Raw genomic sequence first — 15,197 nt, 5'->3', positions numbered from 1 at the left:
GCTTCTTGAATGGTATAGATGACACAATTACATTCACTGATGATCTGATTGAGAAGATCAACCGAAACCCGGAGGTCTATTGGCTAATGCCCTTTGATTTGCGCGTATGACCCCCTCCCTCCCCTCCTCCCCTCGCTGAAGCCGTTAGGCGGCTGGTGGAGGCGTATCAGCCTCTAACGACCCGCCTGTCGTAATCGCGTTCAGTCCCCCTCACCCTTCTCCTTCAAAGCCCCACTTCCGCTTGTTGGCGGCCACCTCGTCCTCAGTCGGGTTCTCGTTGGGAATCTCCTCCGCCGGCTGAAAGAGGACCCGGTCGCTGTCGCTCCGCTGGTTAAGCGCGACGTCGTCCTTGAAGATTTCGGGCAGATCGACGTCTTCGTAGATAGCTTCCCACGGGCACTCCGGGATGCAAGCCCGGCAGTCGATACACTCCTCAGGCGAGATGTAGAGTTGGTCGGGTAATTCCGCGGTCGGTGTCTTGACGACGTAGAAGCAATCGACCGGGCAGACCGTCACACAGGCGGTATGCTTGCAGTCCCGGCAGAGGCGCGTAACGATGTGCGGCATGGATGTGGGGATCGGTTAATGATGTTGTGAAGCCCGCCCTATCGGCGAAGGCCTGCAGTTAGGACGAGTCTGAACGCTGTTCGTTGGCTCACCGGAGGTTCACAGCAGCGGAAGTGCTCATTTTTCGATAAACGAAGCGCCCGGTTCAGACCTTGGCACCTGAACCGGGCGCTCCCTTATCATCGTGGCTTCCTGACGAGGTGAAGCATCTGACCGGCTGAACCTACCTCAACAGGAGCACCTTCGCGGCTCGCGACGACGCCGGCGTCTCGAGACGCAGGATATAAGTGCCGCTCGCGAGGTCACCTGCCGCTAAACCAACCTCGTGCCGTCCGGCATTCCACCGGCCGGAGGCAATCTCCCGCACCTCCCGCCCGGCGAGGTCGTAGAGCGCCAGACGCGCAACTCCGGCTTCAGCCAGGGCAAACGCGACGGTCGATCGGTCGTTGAAGGGATTGGGACGGACGCCGAAAAGGGCGAACTCAAACGGCGTCGATGTTCCCATACCTAACTCGATCACCGCCCATCCGTCGGTGCGATAGGTCGTTTCGCCTTCGAGCAGACGCGCTGAAGCCGGACGCACTTCGCCCGGGCCGGTTAGGATCGTAAATGTGAGAGGCTCGCCTTCCACCGCGCCCTCGGCCACCTCAGTTTCCGGATCATTCCCCCACAAGGCAAGTCCGGCTCGCCCCTCCGCGTCGATGACTCCGGATCCAACCATCTGATCCAAGGAGGTCCTCACAACGATCTCCATCCCGGCGTCGAGTCCCTTACCTATCACGAGCAGCGACATATTCCGGCTGGTCGGTGACGGCGCCTTCGACCACCGTGGAACGGCTATGGGCAAAGCCATAGCCGCATTTCCAGCGAGCGGATAGCGCAGTTGGGCCGCTTCGGCGAGCCGCACCTGATAGCCCATCAATTCGACGCAGTTGCCGATGCCGTTGTAGTCCCAGGCCGGGAGGTAGAAGCGACCGGTGCCGTCCTTGGCGATGGTCAACGCTTCGCCGAGCGACTGAAACGCGGTCGGAGCATCGAACGCCCGCCGCGGGAAGTAGGCGACGAAGTTCCAGCCTTCGACAAGGTCGATCGGCGTCGTCGGGTCGATCAGGTCACCACGCATCCGCCACTCGGACGCGGCGTTGACCTTCACCAGATAGCCTTCGCTCGAAACCCAATGTTCGATGTTATCGAAACCGAATCCGGGCCGGTAGAACTGGCCTCGTCCGTTCTTTACCATTTCGAGCCGGCCGGTTTCGACGAGCGCTGCGAACAGCCCCGCGATGCCGTCATCGTCAGGCATCACATTACTCGATATGAGGCTCCAGCCGAGCGGAAGCGACCAGACATTCTCCCGCACCTGACCCGGCACCTCAAGCGATCCGCGGCTCGAGCCACCCGCCGCGAAGACCCGGGCTCCCGAAGACCAGGTGAAGTCGGCTGCAAAGTCTCGGTCCGCAGCGTGATCCCAGACCCGGAAGGCGTAAGCCTGACCTTCCTCGAAGCCGTCGAGGACGTCGGTGTCAGGGTTATCGCCGTAAGCGGTTACCGTCGTCAGCCGGTCGAACCAGAGCGACCCTCCGATGCAGAGACCACCTGCTGTGAAGACGCCGATTTCGTCCTCGAAGACGGCTCGCTCGCCGCGCAACATTACCGAGGTGATCGCGAAATTGTGCCGGATATCGGTGGCGACGAACTCGTAGAACTGCGGTTCGAGGCCCTCATTGGTGACGATGAGCGTGAGCGGCAGAACGACCGGCTCGGTCGCGGCATTATGGTTGATCTCGAGTTCCAGTTCATAGGTGCCGGGGAGCCAGTCGCCGGCGTCGAAGCGGGCTTCGATTTCGGTTGTCGATTCCGGTTCGACGGTTCCGGTCATCGGATCGATCTGCACCCATGAAGTGTTGAGAGCCAGTTCGATGCCGACGACCCGGTCCGGGACGTTGTTCTCCACCAGCGCAACGAAGAGCCATATCAGCGGGTTGAAGCCGTTGGTGATGGCGCAGTCGAGCGCGCCGTCGCCTTGCTGGATGTTGAACTCCATTACCGGCCGGTGCTGCCCGTTGGCGGGGTTCATCTTGGCAAGCGCCAGTTGCGAGCCGTTCGGAATCCGGTGGAAGATATAGAGGTTGAAGCCGTCCGGATCGTCGGGATGCCAGGCCAGACCGGCGGCACGCTGAGGCTTGTCAAATTGCCGGATGACGTTGCCGTCGCGGTCGATTTCAGCGACCCGGGAGCCGATTTCGCAGACCCAGAAGTGGTTCGTTTCGGGCACATAGACGATGTAGCGCGTCGGATTGAAGGGTCCCGGGAAGGCGCGAATCAATTCGCCATCGAAACTGATTTGGTTGATCTCGCGCGCGTCGGCGCTGTAGAGGAACTCGCCGTCGGTGGTGATGCCCTTCAGACCGATGCTGCTCGGGTTCTGGTGGGGCTGTTCCATACGACGAACCAACTCGCCGTTGCGGTTGACGACGTAGATGTAGTTCGGTTCCTCCTGATTGTTCGAGCCGGTGAGGTAGTAGTTGTCGCCGTCGGTCGTAACGCCTCGCATCCGGCCGTCGCCGGTCAGTTCATTGGCGTTCCAGTCGAAGATGACGTCTCCTGGATCGTCCCGCCGTACAGGAACCGTGAACCGCATGGCGAAGTCGAGCGGGCCGTTGCCGGCGTTGGCGATGGTGAAGCCGTCGCGACGGACGCCCTGGCGGGGAAGTTCCACCTCAAAGCCATCGGTATCGACATCGATTTCGGGATGCGGCAGCGCGAAATCGACGACCGTCGTCTCCTGGTCGGCAACCTCGAACTCGTCGCTTAGCACTGTGTTGTAGCCGAACTTCGAGGCTGTGGCGGTATAGGGATCGGCGAGGACTTCGTCCATCCAATAGATGCCTTCGTCATCGGTATCGGCGGCGGTCCCATCCGAGAGCCGGACACGGGCTCCTTCGACCGGATCGCCGGTCGCGAGGTCGCTCACCGTCCCGGTTACCCAGCCGAGGGCTTTGGAGATGTCGATGGCATACTGATTGGATGGTGCACCACCTCCCTGCTGTCGGTAGGCGGTCAGACCAACGTTGCGCTCCGCATTCTGTATCCCAATGCCGACAAAGTAGTTGTCCGGTACTCTCTGATTGGTCTGGTACTGAAACTTGATTCGCCCGTTGCCGGTCAGAATCACCTGAAAGATGTAGTTGCGGTTCCGATCCCCATAGTGGATCACATTCCAGGTTACGATGGCGATACGATTTTGCGCGTTTGTATACCACCAGATCGTCCCTGGAAATAGATCGGACATGAACGGGGCAATCAGGTTTTCAGGGTCGCCCTGGTTCGGGAAGTTGTCGTTTGCTGCGAGGTCGTTTGAATTGCTGGTGAACGATAACCAGCCATTTGAGCAGACGAAGAAGTTGCGGAACTCACGTCCATAGAAATTGAAAGTCCATCCAAGGTCGAGTTGACCGCTGTTCCAATCGTCTCCAACATTCTGGAATTGATTCCCCCGCATATCGCCCTGGGTGATGTCGATCCACTGATATTGGACACCCTGCTCCTCCGTGTCCCGCCAGCGGTAGCCGAAGTTGTCGGGGCCGCCGCGGCGGTCACGGTCGGGAGGGTCGTCGAGACCGGGAGCGATCGGGATCGCTTCCAGCGATTTCACGAGTGGCAGTTGTGCCGCGTCGGGCAAGTAGCCGGTCAACGGCTTGTCGTCCGCGGCAAAGATCAGGCCCGGCAAGATCAGCGTCAGGAGTGCGGGAAGCAGAATCGCCGTAGCGCTGCGAAGGGTGCGTTGGTTGAGCATTGTGACTCCTAATTGATAGAAATCCCTATCGCGGTGCAGTGCTCGGAGGCAGGAAAAAATTTGTCAATCCCCTTCTATGGGGGAGAAAGTCAGTGGTTTTAGTGCAAGCGGACGAGGGCGTCCGCCCGCCACTTGAATACCACATCCAAAACGAGATCTTTCACTTCGTTCAGGGTGACACAGAATCGTTCAACTCGACTTCGCCTTCTCCGGTATCATCGAAGCCAGGACCGAGATCGCCAGGGTGCCTATAACCACTCCTAATGAGAGATAGACGTTGACATGGAACACCTTCTCGACGATCATCTTGAAGCCGACGAAAGCCAGAATGAATGAGACACCCAGCCGCAGATAGCGGAATGACCGGTCGGCATGGGCAAGAAGAAAATATAGCGACCGAAGACCGAGGATTGCCAGCATATTGGCGACGAAGATGATGAGGGGCTGTCGGGTGATTGCAAACGCCGCCGGGATCGAGTCGATGGCGAACATGATGTCCGAACTCTCGATCACCAGCACAACCAGTAGCATCGGCGTCGCCATCAGTCCGCCCTGCAGGTCGCGCACAAAGAACCGGTCGCCGACGAACCCCGGCGTGATCCGAAACGCTTTCTGCGCCCAGCGCACCAGGACGTTGTGACTCACATCGACAGCCTGATCGCGCTTCTCCAGCGCCATCTTCACCGCGCTGTAGATGAGCAATGCGCCGAAGACGTAAAGCACCGGCTCAAAGAGTGATACGAGCGCCAGCCCCAGCATGATGAAGACGATCCGCATCACGATCGCGCCGATGATCCCCCACTCGAGTGCTCGCAACTGACGGTGGTCGTCCACCCCGAACGCGCGGAAGATCATCAGAAAGACGAAGAGGTTGTCGATCGAGAGCGTCCACTCGATCAGATAGCAGGTGAGGAACTCGATGCCGTGCTGTCGGCCGGCAAAGTAGAAGACTCCACCAGCCGTTGCCATCGCGAGGAGAAACCAGATGACTACCCACTTCAGGGCGTGCGAGGAGGACATGGGATAGGCTTTAAGATTCAGGAAATTGAATTATGACTCAAGTCGCAGGGCGAAAGGATCCGTCAATGCGAGCCTGCCGCAAGAGGGCGAAGCCATCAGATAGATTCACCTCGCTTGTAACGGCGGACCTTGGGGATGGCCGGACAGGTCGCCAGACCCGAAGCCTGACCTGAAGCCTAAAGCCCCAAGCCTACCCGGCCGGCTTCTCCGCCGGCTTGTAGATCAGCGCGAAGAGGATTCCAAGAATCGGGAAGATCACCAGCCCGGCCACCAGATTGGTGATGTCGAATACCTTGGGAATCCGGTAATAAATCACCTCGGCGCAGAACCGCGGGATGCTCATCATCACCCAGATGATCAGGCCGAAACGTAGGCCTTCCATCAAGCCCCGGTTTTCATAGCCCTTGATGAAGATGTAGCCGAGCCCGAAGGCGAGCGAGAAATACATCACCGGGATAAGGAACATATACTTTCCCATCTGTTCCATCGTCCGAAGAGGTGGGCGTATTTCTCGTAGTAGGGCATCAGGATCACGCCGTGTAGGATGAAGTCGAGCACCCACGCAGCGACGGCGACCACGACACTGGCGATCAGATACTTCTTGACGTTCATAGGACGTCTCCTTGACTTTGGACTTTAAACCGACCGGATCGTTCGCTTGTTGAACCCGGAACCGCCTATTGGCGGGAAGTCGTCCCTGATGCAAACGCCTATCCCGGAGATACTAAGGCTCTGTCGTAACGCCGTCATCCTGACGGCAGCCTACCTCATTTGCCGCCTGGAAGGCGGCGTTACGTCTTATGAATTGTCCCTTCGGGGCCGTAGCGTTCGTCGAACAGCCGTCCCCAGCCCGTCTGACGGAAAGCCTTTAACGCAGGCCCGCTGAAGAGGGGGTACCATAGGTAGTCATGATAAAGATACGAACCGAGGATGAAGATACCTACCATCGGTGTGTGGAAGAGCATTTTCTGAAGGCCCTTCAAAGGGCCAAACCAGAGCAGATCCCCCACCCGGCTGGCGGCGTTGTCGCCGACCCTAAAGTGCCAGTTTTCGCTCGATACATCGTCGCCGACCAGTTCGATATCGCGGGGGTTGCCGGTGCCGAGTCCCTCCTCCTGCGCCATTTTAATATAATCAATCTCCAGCGGATCGAATCCCATCAACTTCGCGGAAACCGCATCGATGGCGACCTGATCGGCCGATGCAAGGATGATGTTCTTCTCTACCGGCCGCATCGTTCGCGGCCCCGGGCCGTCGCCGGCGTGAGTCCCGTCCATCAGCGCAAAGAGGCCGGTGTGGATCTCCTTCTGGATTGCGAGCAGATCGACCAGCGTCCGGTGGATGTAACTGTGGGTATAGTGACGTCGGGTGTTGAGCAATCCGCCGAAGGCGTTCTTCATCGCGCCGGTGGTCGTGGTGTAGATGTGGCACTTGACAGTCGGGAGATGCAGGATATTCGTCCCCTTGAAGAGGCTCGGGATGCGGATGCCGTCGGGATAGACATGACTTAGAGCCGGAGTTCGCGCGCGCGGCTTATAGACCTCCCAGGTAACCTGAACCGGATCGAAGTTGTGAAGGCGCGGGATGTTGAAGTGCTCGAAGACCGGGTCGAGGCGGTTGAGTCGTTCGCCCTTACCTGAATGGGTAACGACAGTCCGGTTGTGAACGGCTGCCAGATTGTCATAGCCGGCTCCCTTTAACGTCCGGATCGCTCCTTCCAACTGCCAGGGGGTGGTGTTAGCCGCGGGAAAGAAATAGTGCCACGAGATGTTGTCTTTGATGAGCGTTCGGGCAGCGGGGTCGAACGCCTCCCGAAGGCCACCCAATTCCATCACCCGCGTAACGTCGTCGAGCACCCGGTCGGGCTGCGTCCGAATGACCGCGACGCGGGAGCGGGTCACCGGACCTCGACTCCCTCAGCGGAGAGCAGTTTGCGCTTGAGACCCTCGGAGCCGCCGTAGCCTCCCACTCGTCCTCCGGCGGCGATCACCCGGTGGCAGGGGATTAGGAGTGGTATCGGGTTGGTCGCCATGGCGCGCCCGACTGCCCGGGCTGCGCCGGGACGCCCTATCATTTGCGCCAGTTCGCCATAGGTGACGACCGTGCCGCGCGGCACTTTGGCAAGCGCCTTCCAGACTTCTTGCTGAAACGGCGTTCCCTGCGGCTTGAAGCGAGCCGTGATACGGACGTCTTCACCATCTTCCCATTTCCGAATGAGAGCGACACCCTCGGCAAGCGGGTGACCGACGGATGGAGATTCGACCATAACCGCCGCTGACGACGGGCGTACCGAACTTCCCGGTAGAATGATCTCGACGACAACCTTGTCCGTCGCGACAACAAAGAACGTCCCGAATCGGGTTGCCACGGACGTCCAGGTTAGGGGAGTTCCGCTATTCATATTGATGTCTTGTGAATGGGGATATTTGCTAATATATCAGCGCAACAAACAGTTGCCTTGCATGGCGGACATTCCTGTCTGTCCTTCTGAAAGTGGTTCAAGTTAGTGCGGACAGGAATGTCCACCCTCCATTAATTGCAACTACTTCCTGAACAACACCAACACCGAAATCCGAGCATGCTTCAGGATCGACTCCGACGTCGAACCTACGACGTGCTCCACCATGGTGTTACGGCCGGATGAATGGACGACGATGAGATCCGCGCCGAGGTCTTCGGCTTCGCGGGGAATGTCGCGCTCCCGGAAGCCTTCTCTTAGCACCACCCTGGTAACCGCAGTCTTTAGGTCCATTCCATTTGCAATAGCCTCAATGCTGGCCTTCTCCTCGACCGCCCGGAGGCGAAATTCCTCCTGTTTATCGGCAACGCTGGTTCGCAGCATCACCATTTCCGTCTCCGACAGAAACCGGTCGTCAAGATGGAGCAGGATCAGTTCGGCTCCATAGAGGTCGGCAAGTTGTGCCGCGGTTGGCACCGCGTAGTAAGTGTCCGGTGCGAGTCCGACCGGACAGACGATCCGTTTGAACATTCGGCATCCGTTATAATTGGGTGCATATCATCTTGTCCCGTCCCCCCGCTCTGCGGGGGGACTACAGGAGGGTAGAAGTGCAACTCCATATTGCCCCCCCTTTTATACCCCCCCCGCAAAGCAGGGGGGAGAAGACAAGAACTAACTGCATTAAGTAGTATAAAGGTGACTTGACGAGCGGGATTCCGCTCATCGCCAAGTCTTGAACTAACTCCGACGCCGGCGAACGATAACGCCAATTCCGAGCCCGGCAATGGCGAACAGTGTTATCAGCGATACCGTCAACCCGGCATAGAAAAGGCGCGGCCGGAAGGTAAAGACCACCTTGTGCTCGCCGGCCGGCAAGGCAACCGCGCGCAAGACCCCATCGGCACGCAAAATCTCTGCGTCTTTTCCATTTATCGTTGCCGTCCAACCCGACGGGTAATAGGTCTCGGCAAGCACCAGGAGTCGCGGGTCGTCCGCTGCGGTCGAAATCTCGATTCGCTCATTGGTAAAGGAGACGATTTCGGCCCGGCCCGGGGCACCGGGGATAGGCTCGGGAACGGGCTTGCGGTCGACCAACGTCAAGGCTCGCGGATCCCACGTTCGCCCCTGCATCGCAGCATAGGTCGCCGTCAAGTCGGGGATAACCTGAAACTCGCCGGTTAGACGCGCCCGAGGCAATTCGCCCGGGTTGCGATAGACGAACGGACCGGCGCCCGGCCGGACATCCCGCCCGACAACTTCAAGCAAATAGGCTGATGCCGGACGGACCGGATCGCCCTGCCCCTGCCGTTTCAGTTCCTCGAATATCTGCTCCAGCGGATAGGAACTGATAATATAGCGGACATTAAGCGCATCGAGCACCTGCGGCCGGCGGTGCAGGGTAAGCCAGTTGTGAGGCGGCGTCGCGTCGATGCCGAACTCGTTCATAAAGGCTTGATAGTTCGCCATCTTCGCGCCAAAATAGCCATTCGTCGTGGCGATACCGTGGTAACTCCACCAATTCGCCGCACGGTAGCGGGTATCGAGCGGATGAAGCCGGAAGTAGCCGGGCTGTTTCAGGAGGTGGCTGGCAACGCCCTCGGCTCTAAAAATGTCGCTCTTTGTGCCCCGCGGCGTAAACGTTACAAGTTTGCGATCGACGAGGTAGAGGTCAAGCAGGAACAGGGCGCAGATCGCAATTGTGAAGGGCAGCGCAGCCACTTTACGGCGCCAGGCGAGCGCGGTCAACAGGCAGAGCAGTCCTATCAATAGGAGTTGCACCAGCGCGTCCGATCGGGCAACCTCAAGCGCTGCAGCAAGGACCTGAGGATTAGCCTTTGGTTGGATGATCCGGGCCAGACCGGTGTAAATCGACCGAAAAAGGCCGTCACTCAGCAGCATGAGGAAAATCTTCGCGCCCGCGATGACCGCCAGAATCGTCAGTATCTTCGGCAGCAAGGGTCGGACGGTCGTCGAGCCGGGTGACTTGAATCTCCCGGAGTCGCCTTTCAATTGCTCCAGAAGGGCCTGAAGACCGATTCCGGCTAACGCCGTCATGGGCAGCAAAAGCAGCACCTGGCCCATAACCGGCGCACGGAACTTGTTGAAGAGCGGCAGGAGGTGGTAGAATGGCCCGTAGAGGACCGGCAGATACCGTCCGAAGGAGAGAACCCAGGCCACCAGCGCCAGGGTCAGGAGCGGTCCCCATATCCGCTTTGGCCTTAGGATCATTCCTATCACTGCAAGAAAGAGCACTGTTACCCCGAAATACATCGGGTTGTGGGTGAAAGGCGTCCCGTCGGGGGTGCCGACCGTGCCCCAATAGGTCTCGTTGCCGAAGCCGAAGAAGCCGGGGAAGAAGTAGGTGATCGATTCGATGGGGTGAAAAGACCAACCGGTTGCATAATCCCATGATACGCCGCCGCCGGTTGCGCCGGTCGCCGCAGCGGCGGCTCCGCGCATCGAAAAGCGCGCATAATCGAGCACCGAAACCCAAAGAATCGCAGATACGCCCAAGGCTATTACCATCGCTCCCGACCACCAGCCCAGAAGCTTCACCGGAAGCGGCGTCCTTTCTTTGCCGATAAAACCGGCAGCCAGGTGATAGAGGATATAGACCCCCATCAGGAGTGCGCCATAAGCGGCGACTTGCGGATGAAGCGCCAGCACCTGCACCGCGAAAGCGAGTCCGAGCGCTGCTGCGCGCCCGGGAGTAGGTCTAAGCCGCAGCCGGTCCATCAGCAGGTAGATAAGCGGAAGCCAGGTCATAGCCATCAGTTTCGAGCCATGTCCGACATCCGCCAGGACGATAAGTTGCGGCGAGTATCCGAACGCCGCACCGGCGAGCCAGGCAGCAGCCCGTCCGGCTCCGAAATGGCGCGCCAGAAGATATGCCAGAGTCGCCGCTATCAGATAATGAAAGAGCCAGATGCGATAGTCGCTGCTGCCGAAGACGAACGAGAGTGCGCGTATCACGTATTCCGGCGGATAGACGAAGAGTGCATATTGGAGACTCGCGAACATCGGCAAACCGCAGAAGAGGGTCGGATTCCAGAGTGGGAAGCGTCCGCCGGCAATCGCCTCCTCCCCCATCCGATACATCCCCGCCGATGCGACCATATCTGCCGCCGGAGAGAGACCCTTGCCTTCGAATATAACCGGAGCGAAGAAGAGCGCTAACAGGAGATAGACCCCCCCTATCGCCGGCAGGTCGCGACGGCAGCGATCCCAGATCGCGCCTATTGATAAAGGCTCACGCGGGGGAGGGAAGGATTTGGTGGTCATTCCGGAATTTTCCGATGGACGTTCGCGCTCGCTTTTCAATCGTCTCCTGTCGGCTCAGTCGGTTGCAGGTTAAAGACGGCTGATCGTCTATGTATGCAGGTTAATGGTTCTGTTCCTGCCGCAACGCAATATACGCTATTGGGCTTCATTTGCCAAGTCCGTCCGGTGCAGGTCGGTTGCGTTGACGCAGGCGTGAGGTTATATTGTGCAGAGGAGCGCACTGGCTCCCACTATAAAGGAGGAATTATGCCGAAGAAAGATCTCAAAGCAGCGGTTTCCGAAGGCCTGAAGAAGTTGGGCGCCCGGGCGACGGAACTGGGTGCAGTTGCCGCGGACTTCATCGAAGAGCAGGCCAAGATTGGGAAGTTGAAGTTCGATATCCTGTCGCTCAAGCGGCAGATCGACCGCCTGAAGCAAGAGATCGGGGATCGGGTCATTGCGATGGCAAACTCGGCATCGCCAGGCAATCCCCTTTCCGACAAAGCGATCCAGAAGGCGATGCGCGACATCGCCGGACTTGAGAAAGGGATCGAGAGCAAGCGCGCCGCTATCGCCCGCATCAGCGACAAGGCACCGGCCAAAGCCTCACCCCGCGCTGCCGTCAAGAAAAAGGCTGTCAAATCCTCCGCCAAACCGAAGAGCTCTCCCAAGCCGGGCGGTGCCAAGGGCGGCACGTCCAAGACGCCTCAAGGGTAGTCACCGGATGTGATGGCGACAGACAACCCGTTCGATGCGAGCGTTGACGACTGCCCCCTTTGATGCGGGAACCGACCAAGTTCTATAGCGTCCAAGTATAGGCAGGCGCACTTTTCCATTTGAAGTGACTGCGCATCACGCTTCAATCACGAGTTTGAACGACTATGATCTACCGTCAATCCGGTCCTCGCCGGTTACTCTATACACTTCTCTTCGCTGCAGTCTGCTTCGGCGCGGGATTCATGCTTGCTACCGGGTGGGAGACACCGACCCGGTTGACCGCCGGACCGACGACTCCGACGGCGCTTCCAGCAGCGTCCGGCAGCAGCCTTGCGCCGCTGGTCAATGCAAACGGTGAAAGCCCCTTCGTCCGGGTTGCGGAGATCGTCAAGCCGACGGTCGTCAACATCACCGCCGAGAAGACCCTTGCGGGACATCCCGCCGTGCCGTTCGACATGTTCGACTGGGGGCCATTCTTCAATCAACCGCCGCGCGGACGTTCGCGTGGACGGGTGCCTCAGGTTACGAGCGGCGGCTCGGGCATCATCGTCTCCGCGGAAGGCTACATCCTCACCAACAACCACGTCATCTCCGACGCGACATCGATCACAGTGAAGTTTTCCGATAAGACCTCGATGCCGGCCAAGGTGATCGGCAACGACCGCGAAACCGACGTTGCGCTGATAAAGGTCGAGGGCTCGATTCCATCCGAAATGGTAGCCAATCTTGGCAACAGCGACGACATCCGGATCGGCGACTGGGCTATCGCGGTGGGCAACCCCTTCGGACTCGACTGGACGGTGACGGTCGGCGTCATTTCGGCGCGAGGCCGCTCGGGGCTAAACATCAGCGGCGAAGGCGGGCCGTCGTATCAGGACTTTATCCAGACCGACGCCTCGATCAACTTTGGCAACTCGGGCGGACCGCTGGTCGATATTCAGGGACGAGTGGTCGGCATCAATACCGCTATCAATGCACAAGGACAGGGCATCGGCTTCGCGATTCCGATCAACCTCGCCCGTAAGGTGATGAACCAGTTGATCGCTTCGGGTGAAGTAAAGCGCGGTTATCTCGGCGTAGTGCCGAACGAACTGGACGATCTGAAACGGGAAGCGCTCGGTGTCGATGCGAAAGTGAAAGGGGTGATGGTAGATGACGTTCAGGTCGGGACGCCTGCCGACAAGGGCGGCCTGAAGGGCGGGGATATCATCATCGCGCTCGACGGCCGGCCGGTGGAGGATGTAACCGACTTCCGATTCCGCATCGCCGATCACCCTCCGGGCGACAACCTCGACATCATCGTCCTGCGAGGCGGCCGGGAAAAGAGTCTGAGCATTAAACTTGCCGACCGGAGGGACTACATTGCCGCAGCAACGCCCCCTGCCTTGCGCGGCGACCGGTACTGGCTCGGCATCGAGGTTGCGCCACTCAAGTCTGACGGCGACGATGAATCCTGGGAACCGGACCAGACCAAAGGAGTCCGCGTTACCGGAGTCCTGGAAGATTCGCCCGCCGACGGCTTGATCGCGCCCGGCGATGTCATTGTCGAAGTAGGTGGAATGGAGATCGCCTCGCTCGAGGACTACAAGGCTGCAGTCGAGAAACTGAAGGAGCGTAAGAAGGCGATTCCGTTCTGGGTCCTGCGCGAGGGGCGTCGAACGTTTGTTCCGGTCCGACCGGGGTAAAAGGAGACCTCTCGCAGATAGGGGTTCTTGGTATGCACAAGGGCTGGCGGTCAACACCAGCCTTTGCTATTTGTAGAATTCGGCAGGATCGATGCGTCTGAATTGGGATCCGCCCGCTTGCAAGGCGAGGACTTGATGATTATCTTGACTTGCTATGACCTCACTCGCACCTGCACCCGCCCCGGCAGCATCAAGCCCCGGTCGCCGTCACAGGCGTGCTTCCTACTTCGCGCTCGTCGCCCGGCAATTCCGTCGCAACCGACTGGCGATGGTCGGCCTGGCGGTGGTGGCGCTACTGGCGGTTACGGCGATTTTGGCAGACTTCATTGCCGGCGACCGGCCGCTGGCTATGGTTTACGACGGACGGATCACCTTGCCGGCCGCCAAGGGCTACTTTGTCGATCTGGGGCTGGCATCCTGGCCGGCCGAGTTTCGCAATCGGAAATTCAAGCATCTCGTCGCCTTCGACCGGCTGTTGCCCCCCGGGGAGCGTCGCGTCGGATGGGTGCTCTTCCCGCCGATCCCATTTTCCCCCAATGACTTCGACCTGAATTACGTCATTACCCCTCCGTCGGGAGCGCATCTGCTCGGCACTGACGATACCGGACGCGACATCGCCAGCCGGCTCATCCACGGGACGCGCATATCGCTCTCGATCGGGCTGGTGGCGGTATCGATCTATATCACCATTGGCGTTATCCTCGGCGCACTTGCCGGTTATTTCCGCGGTGGCGTCGATCTTATGGTTTCGCGGCTGATTGAGTTGATGATCTGCTTTCCGGTCTTCTTTCTAATCATTGCCATCGTGGCATACCTGCCTCAGTCGATCTATAACATCATGATCGTCATCGGCATCACCGGCTGGGCCGGCGTAGCGCGCCTGGTGCGCGGCGAGTTCCTGCGGCTTGCTGCCATAGATTATGTAACTGCTGCGCGGGCGCTGGGCTTCCGCACGACCCGGATCATCTTCCGGCATGTTCTGCCAAATGCTTTGGCGCCGGTCTTCGTCTCGGCAACCTTCGGTGTTGCAGTTGCCATCCTCGTCGAATCGAGTCTTTCGTTTCTCGGATTTGGAGTTCCTCCCAATGTCGCATCCTGGGGAGCCATCCTCGCCAAGGCTCGCGAGACGTTACCCGCCGGGTGGTGGATGACGCTCTTTCCCGGTGGAGCCATATTCATCACCGTGACCGCGCTAAATTTAGTCGGTGAGGGCCTTCGCGATGCCATGGACCCGCGTCTGGCACGGAGATAGGGCTTTTGTCGCTCCCCCCGGTGGTGATGGGTGTGAACTTCATCATCTATGTAGCCGATCAGAAGGCGAGTGCGGATTTCTATGCCCGTTTTCTTGATTCTGCACCGACGTTGGATGTTCCCGGTATGACCGAATTCACCCTGCCGGGCGGCGCCGTGCTCGGCTTGATGCCAATTCGAGGCATACGAAGACTGCTTGGTGATGCTCTGCCGGGTGAAGATTGGGAGACTCAGACGCCGCGCTGTGAACTCTATTTGACTGTATCGGATGCGGCAGCATATTTCACGCGCGCTCGGGAAGCTGGCGCCCGGGCGGTGCTCCCCGTCGAAGAACGCGATTGGGGGCATAGAGCCGGTTATCTGCTCGATCCCGACGGGCATGTCGTCGCAGTTGGCGAAGCGATATAGGACCGGAGTTGCCCGCCCTCGATCATGATCCCCG

The 15,197-nt window shown here is 59.2% G+C and carries 12 protein-coding genes; 4 read left to right on the top strand and 8 right to left on the bottom strand.

Translation table 11 applies throughout. The features are described 5' to 3' along the window. Positions 1-210: 210 nt before the first annotated feature. The 8 genes from FJY67_01755 to FJY67_01720 form a co-directional block, all read right to left on the bottom strand. Positions 211-567, bottom strand: a complete 357-nt coding sequence (locus tag FJY67_01755) for a ferredoxin family protein (GenBank protein ID MBM3328182.1) — start codon at positions 565-567, stop codon at positions 211-213. A gap of 223 nt (positions 568-790) precedes the next feature. Next, complete coding sequence (locus tag FJY67_01750) at positions 791-4,363, bottom strand: T9SS type A sorting domain-containing protein (GenBank protein ID MBM3328181.1); 3,573 nt, start codon at positions 4,361-4,363, stop codon at positions 791-793. A 189-nt stretch (positions 4,364-4,552) separates the two neighbouring features. After that, positions 4,553-5,383 carry a TerC/Alx family metal homeostasis membrane protein gene (locus FJY67_01745; protein ID MBM3328180.1) on the bottom strand — a complete coding sequence of 277 codons (831 nt, stop codon included), beginning with the start codon at positions 5,381-5,383 and terminating at the stop codon, positions 4,553-4,555. Between the two features lie 190 nt (positions 5,384-5,573). After that, positions 5,574-5,870, bottom strand: coding sequence for a hypothetical protein (locus FJY67_01740; GenBank protein ID MBM3328179.1), 297 nt, complete (start codon positions 5,868-5,870; stop codon positions 5,574-5,576). Between the two features lie 304 nt (positions 5,871-6,174). Next, positions 6,175-7,215: a DUF362 domain-containing protein gene (locus tag FJY67_01735; GenBank protein ID MBM3328178.1), complete on the bottom strand. Its 1,041-nt coding sequence runs from the start codon at positions 7,213-7,215 to the stop codon at positions 6,175-6,177. Between the two features lie 65 nt (positions 7,216-7,280). Continuing rightward, the gene (locus FJY67_01730; GenBank protein MBM3328177.1) at positions 7,281-7,784 is read right to left on the bottom strand and encodes an MGMT family protein; all 504 of its coding nucleotides are present in this window, start codon (positions 7,782-7,784) and stop codon (positions 7,281-7,283) included. Between the two features lie 141 nt (positions 7,785-7,925). Further along, complete coding sequence (locus FJY67_01725; protein MBM3328176.1) at positions 7,926-8,372, bottom strand: universal stress protein; 447 nt, start codon at positions 8,370-8,372, stop codon at positions 7,926-7,928. 207 nt (positions 8,373-8,579) lie between these two features. Then, a complete protein-coding gene (locus tag FJY67_01720; GenBank protein ID MBM3328175.1) occupies positions 8,580-11,123 on the bottom strand; it encodes a YfhO family protein in 2,544 nt (847 codons plus the stop codon). A 246-nt stretch (positions 11,124-11,369) separates the two neighbouring features. Here FJY67_01720 and FJY67_01715 point away from each other — a divergent pair, with 246 nt between their 5' ends. The 4 genes from FJY67_01715 to FJY67_01700 all read left to right on the top strand — a co-directional run bounded on the left by FJY67_01715 (position 11,370) and on the right by FJY67_01700 (position 15,163). Beyond that, positions 11,370-11,819, top strand: coding sequence for a hypothetical protein (locus FJY67_01715; protein MBM3328174.1), 450 nt, complete (start codon positions 11,370-11,372; stop codon positions 11,817-11,819). A 164-nt stretch (positions 11,820-11,983) separates the two neighbouring features. Beyond that, a complete protein-coding gene (locus FJY67_01710; protein ID MBM3328173.1) occupies positions 11,984-13,504 on the top strand; it encodes a Do family serine endopeptidase in 1,521 nt (506 codons plus the stop codon). A gap of 154 nt (positions 13,505-13,658) precedes the next feature. Continuing rightward, positions 13,659-14,756, top strand: coding sequence for an ABC transporter permease (locus FJY67_01705; protein MBM3328172.1), 1,098 nt, complete (start codon positions 13,659-13,661; stop codon positions 14,754-14,756). Between the two features lie 26 nt (positions 14,757-14,782). Beyond that, positions 14,783-15,163, top strand: coding sequence for a glyoxalase (locus FJY67_01700; GenBank protein ID MBM3328171.1), 381 nt, complete (start codon positions 14,783-14,785; stop codon positions 15,161-15,163). Positions 15,164-15,197 lie beyond the last annotated feature (34 nt).

The organism is Calditrichota bacterium (assembly GCA_016867835.1).
Lineage (GTDB): Bacteria > Electryoneota > AABM5-125-24 > Hatepunaeales > Hatepunaeaceae > VGIQ01.
This window is presented reverse-complemented; position numbering and strand designations above follow the sequence as displayed.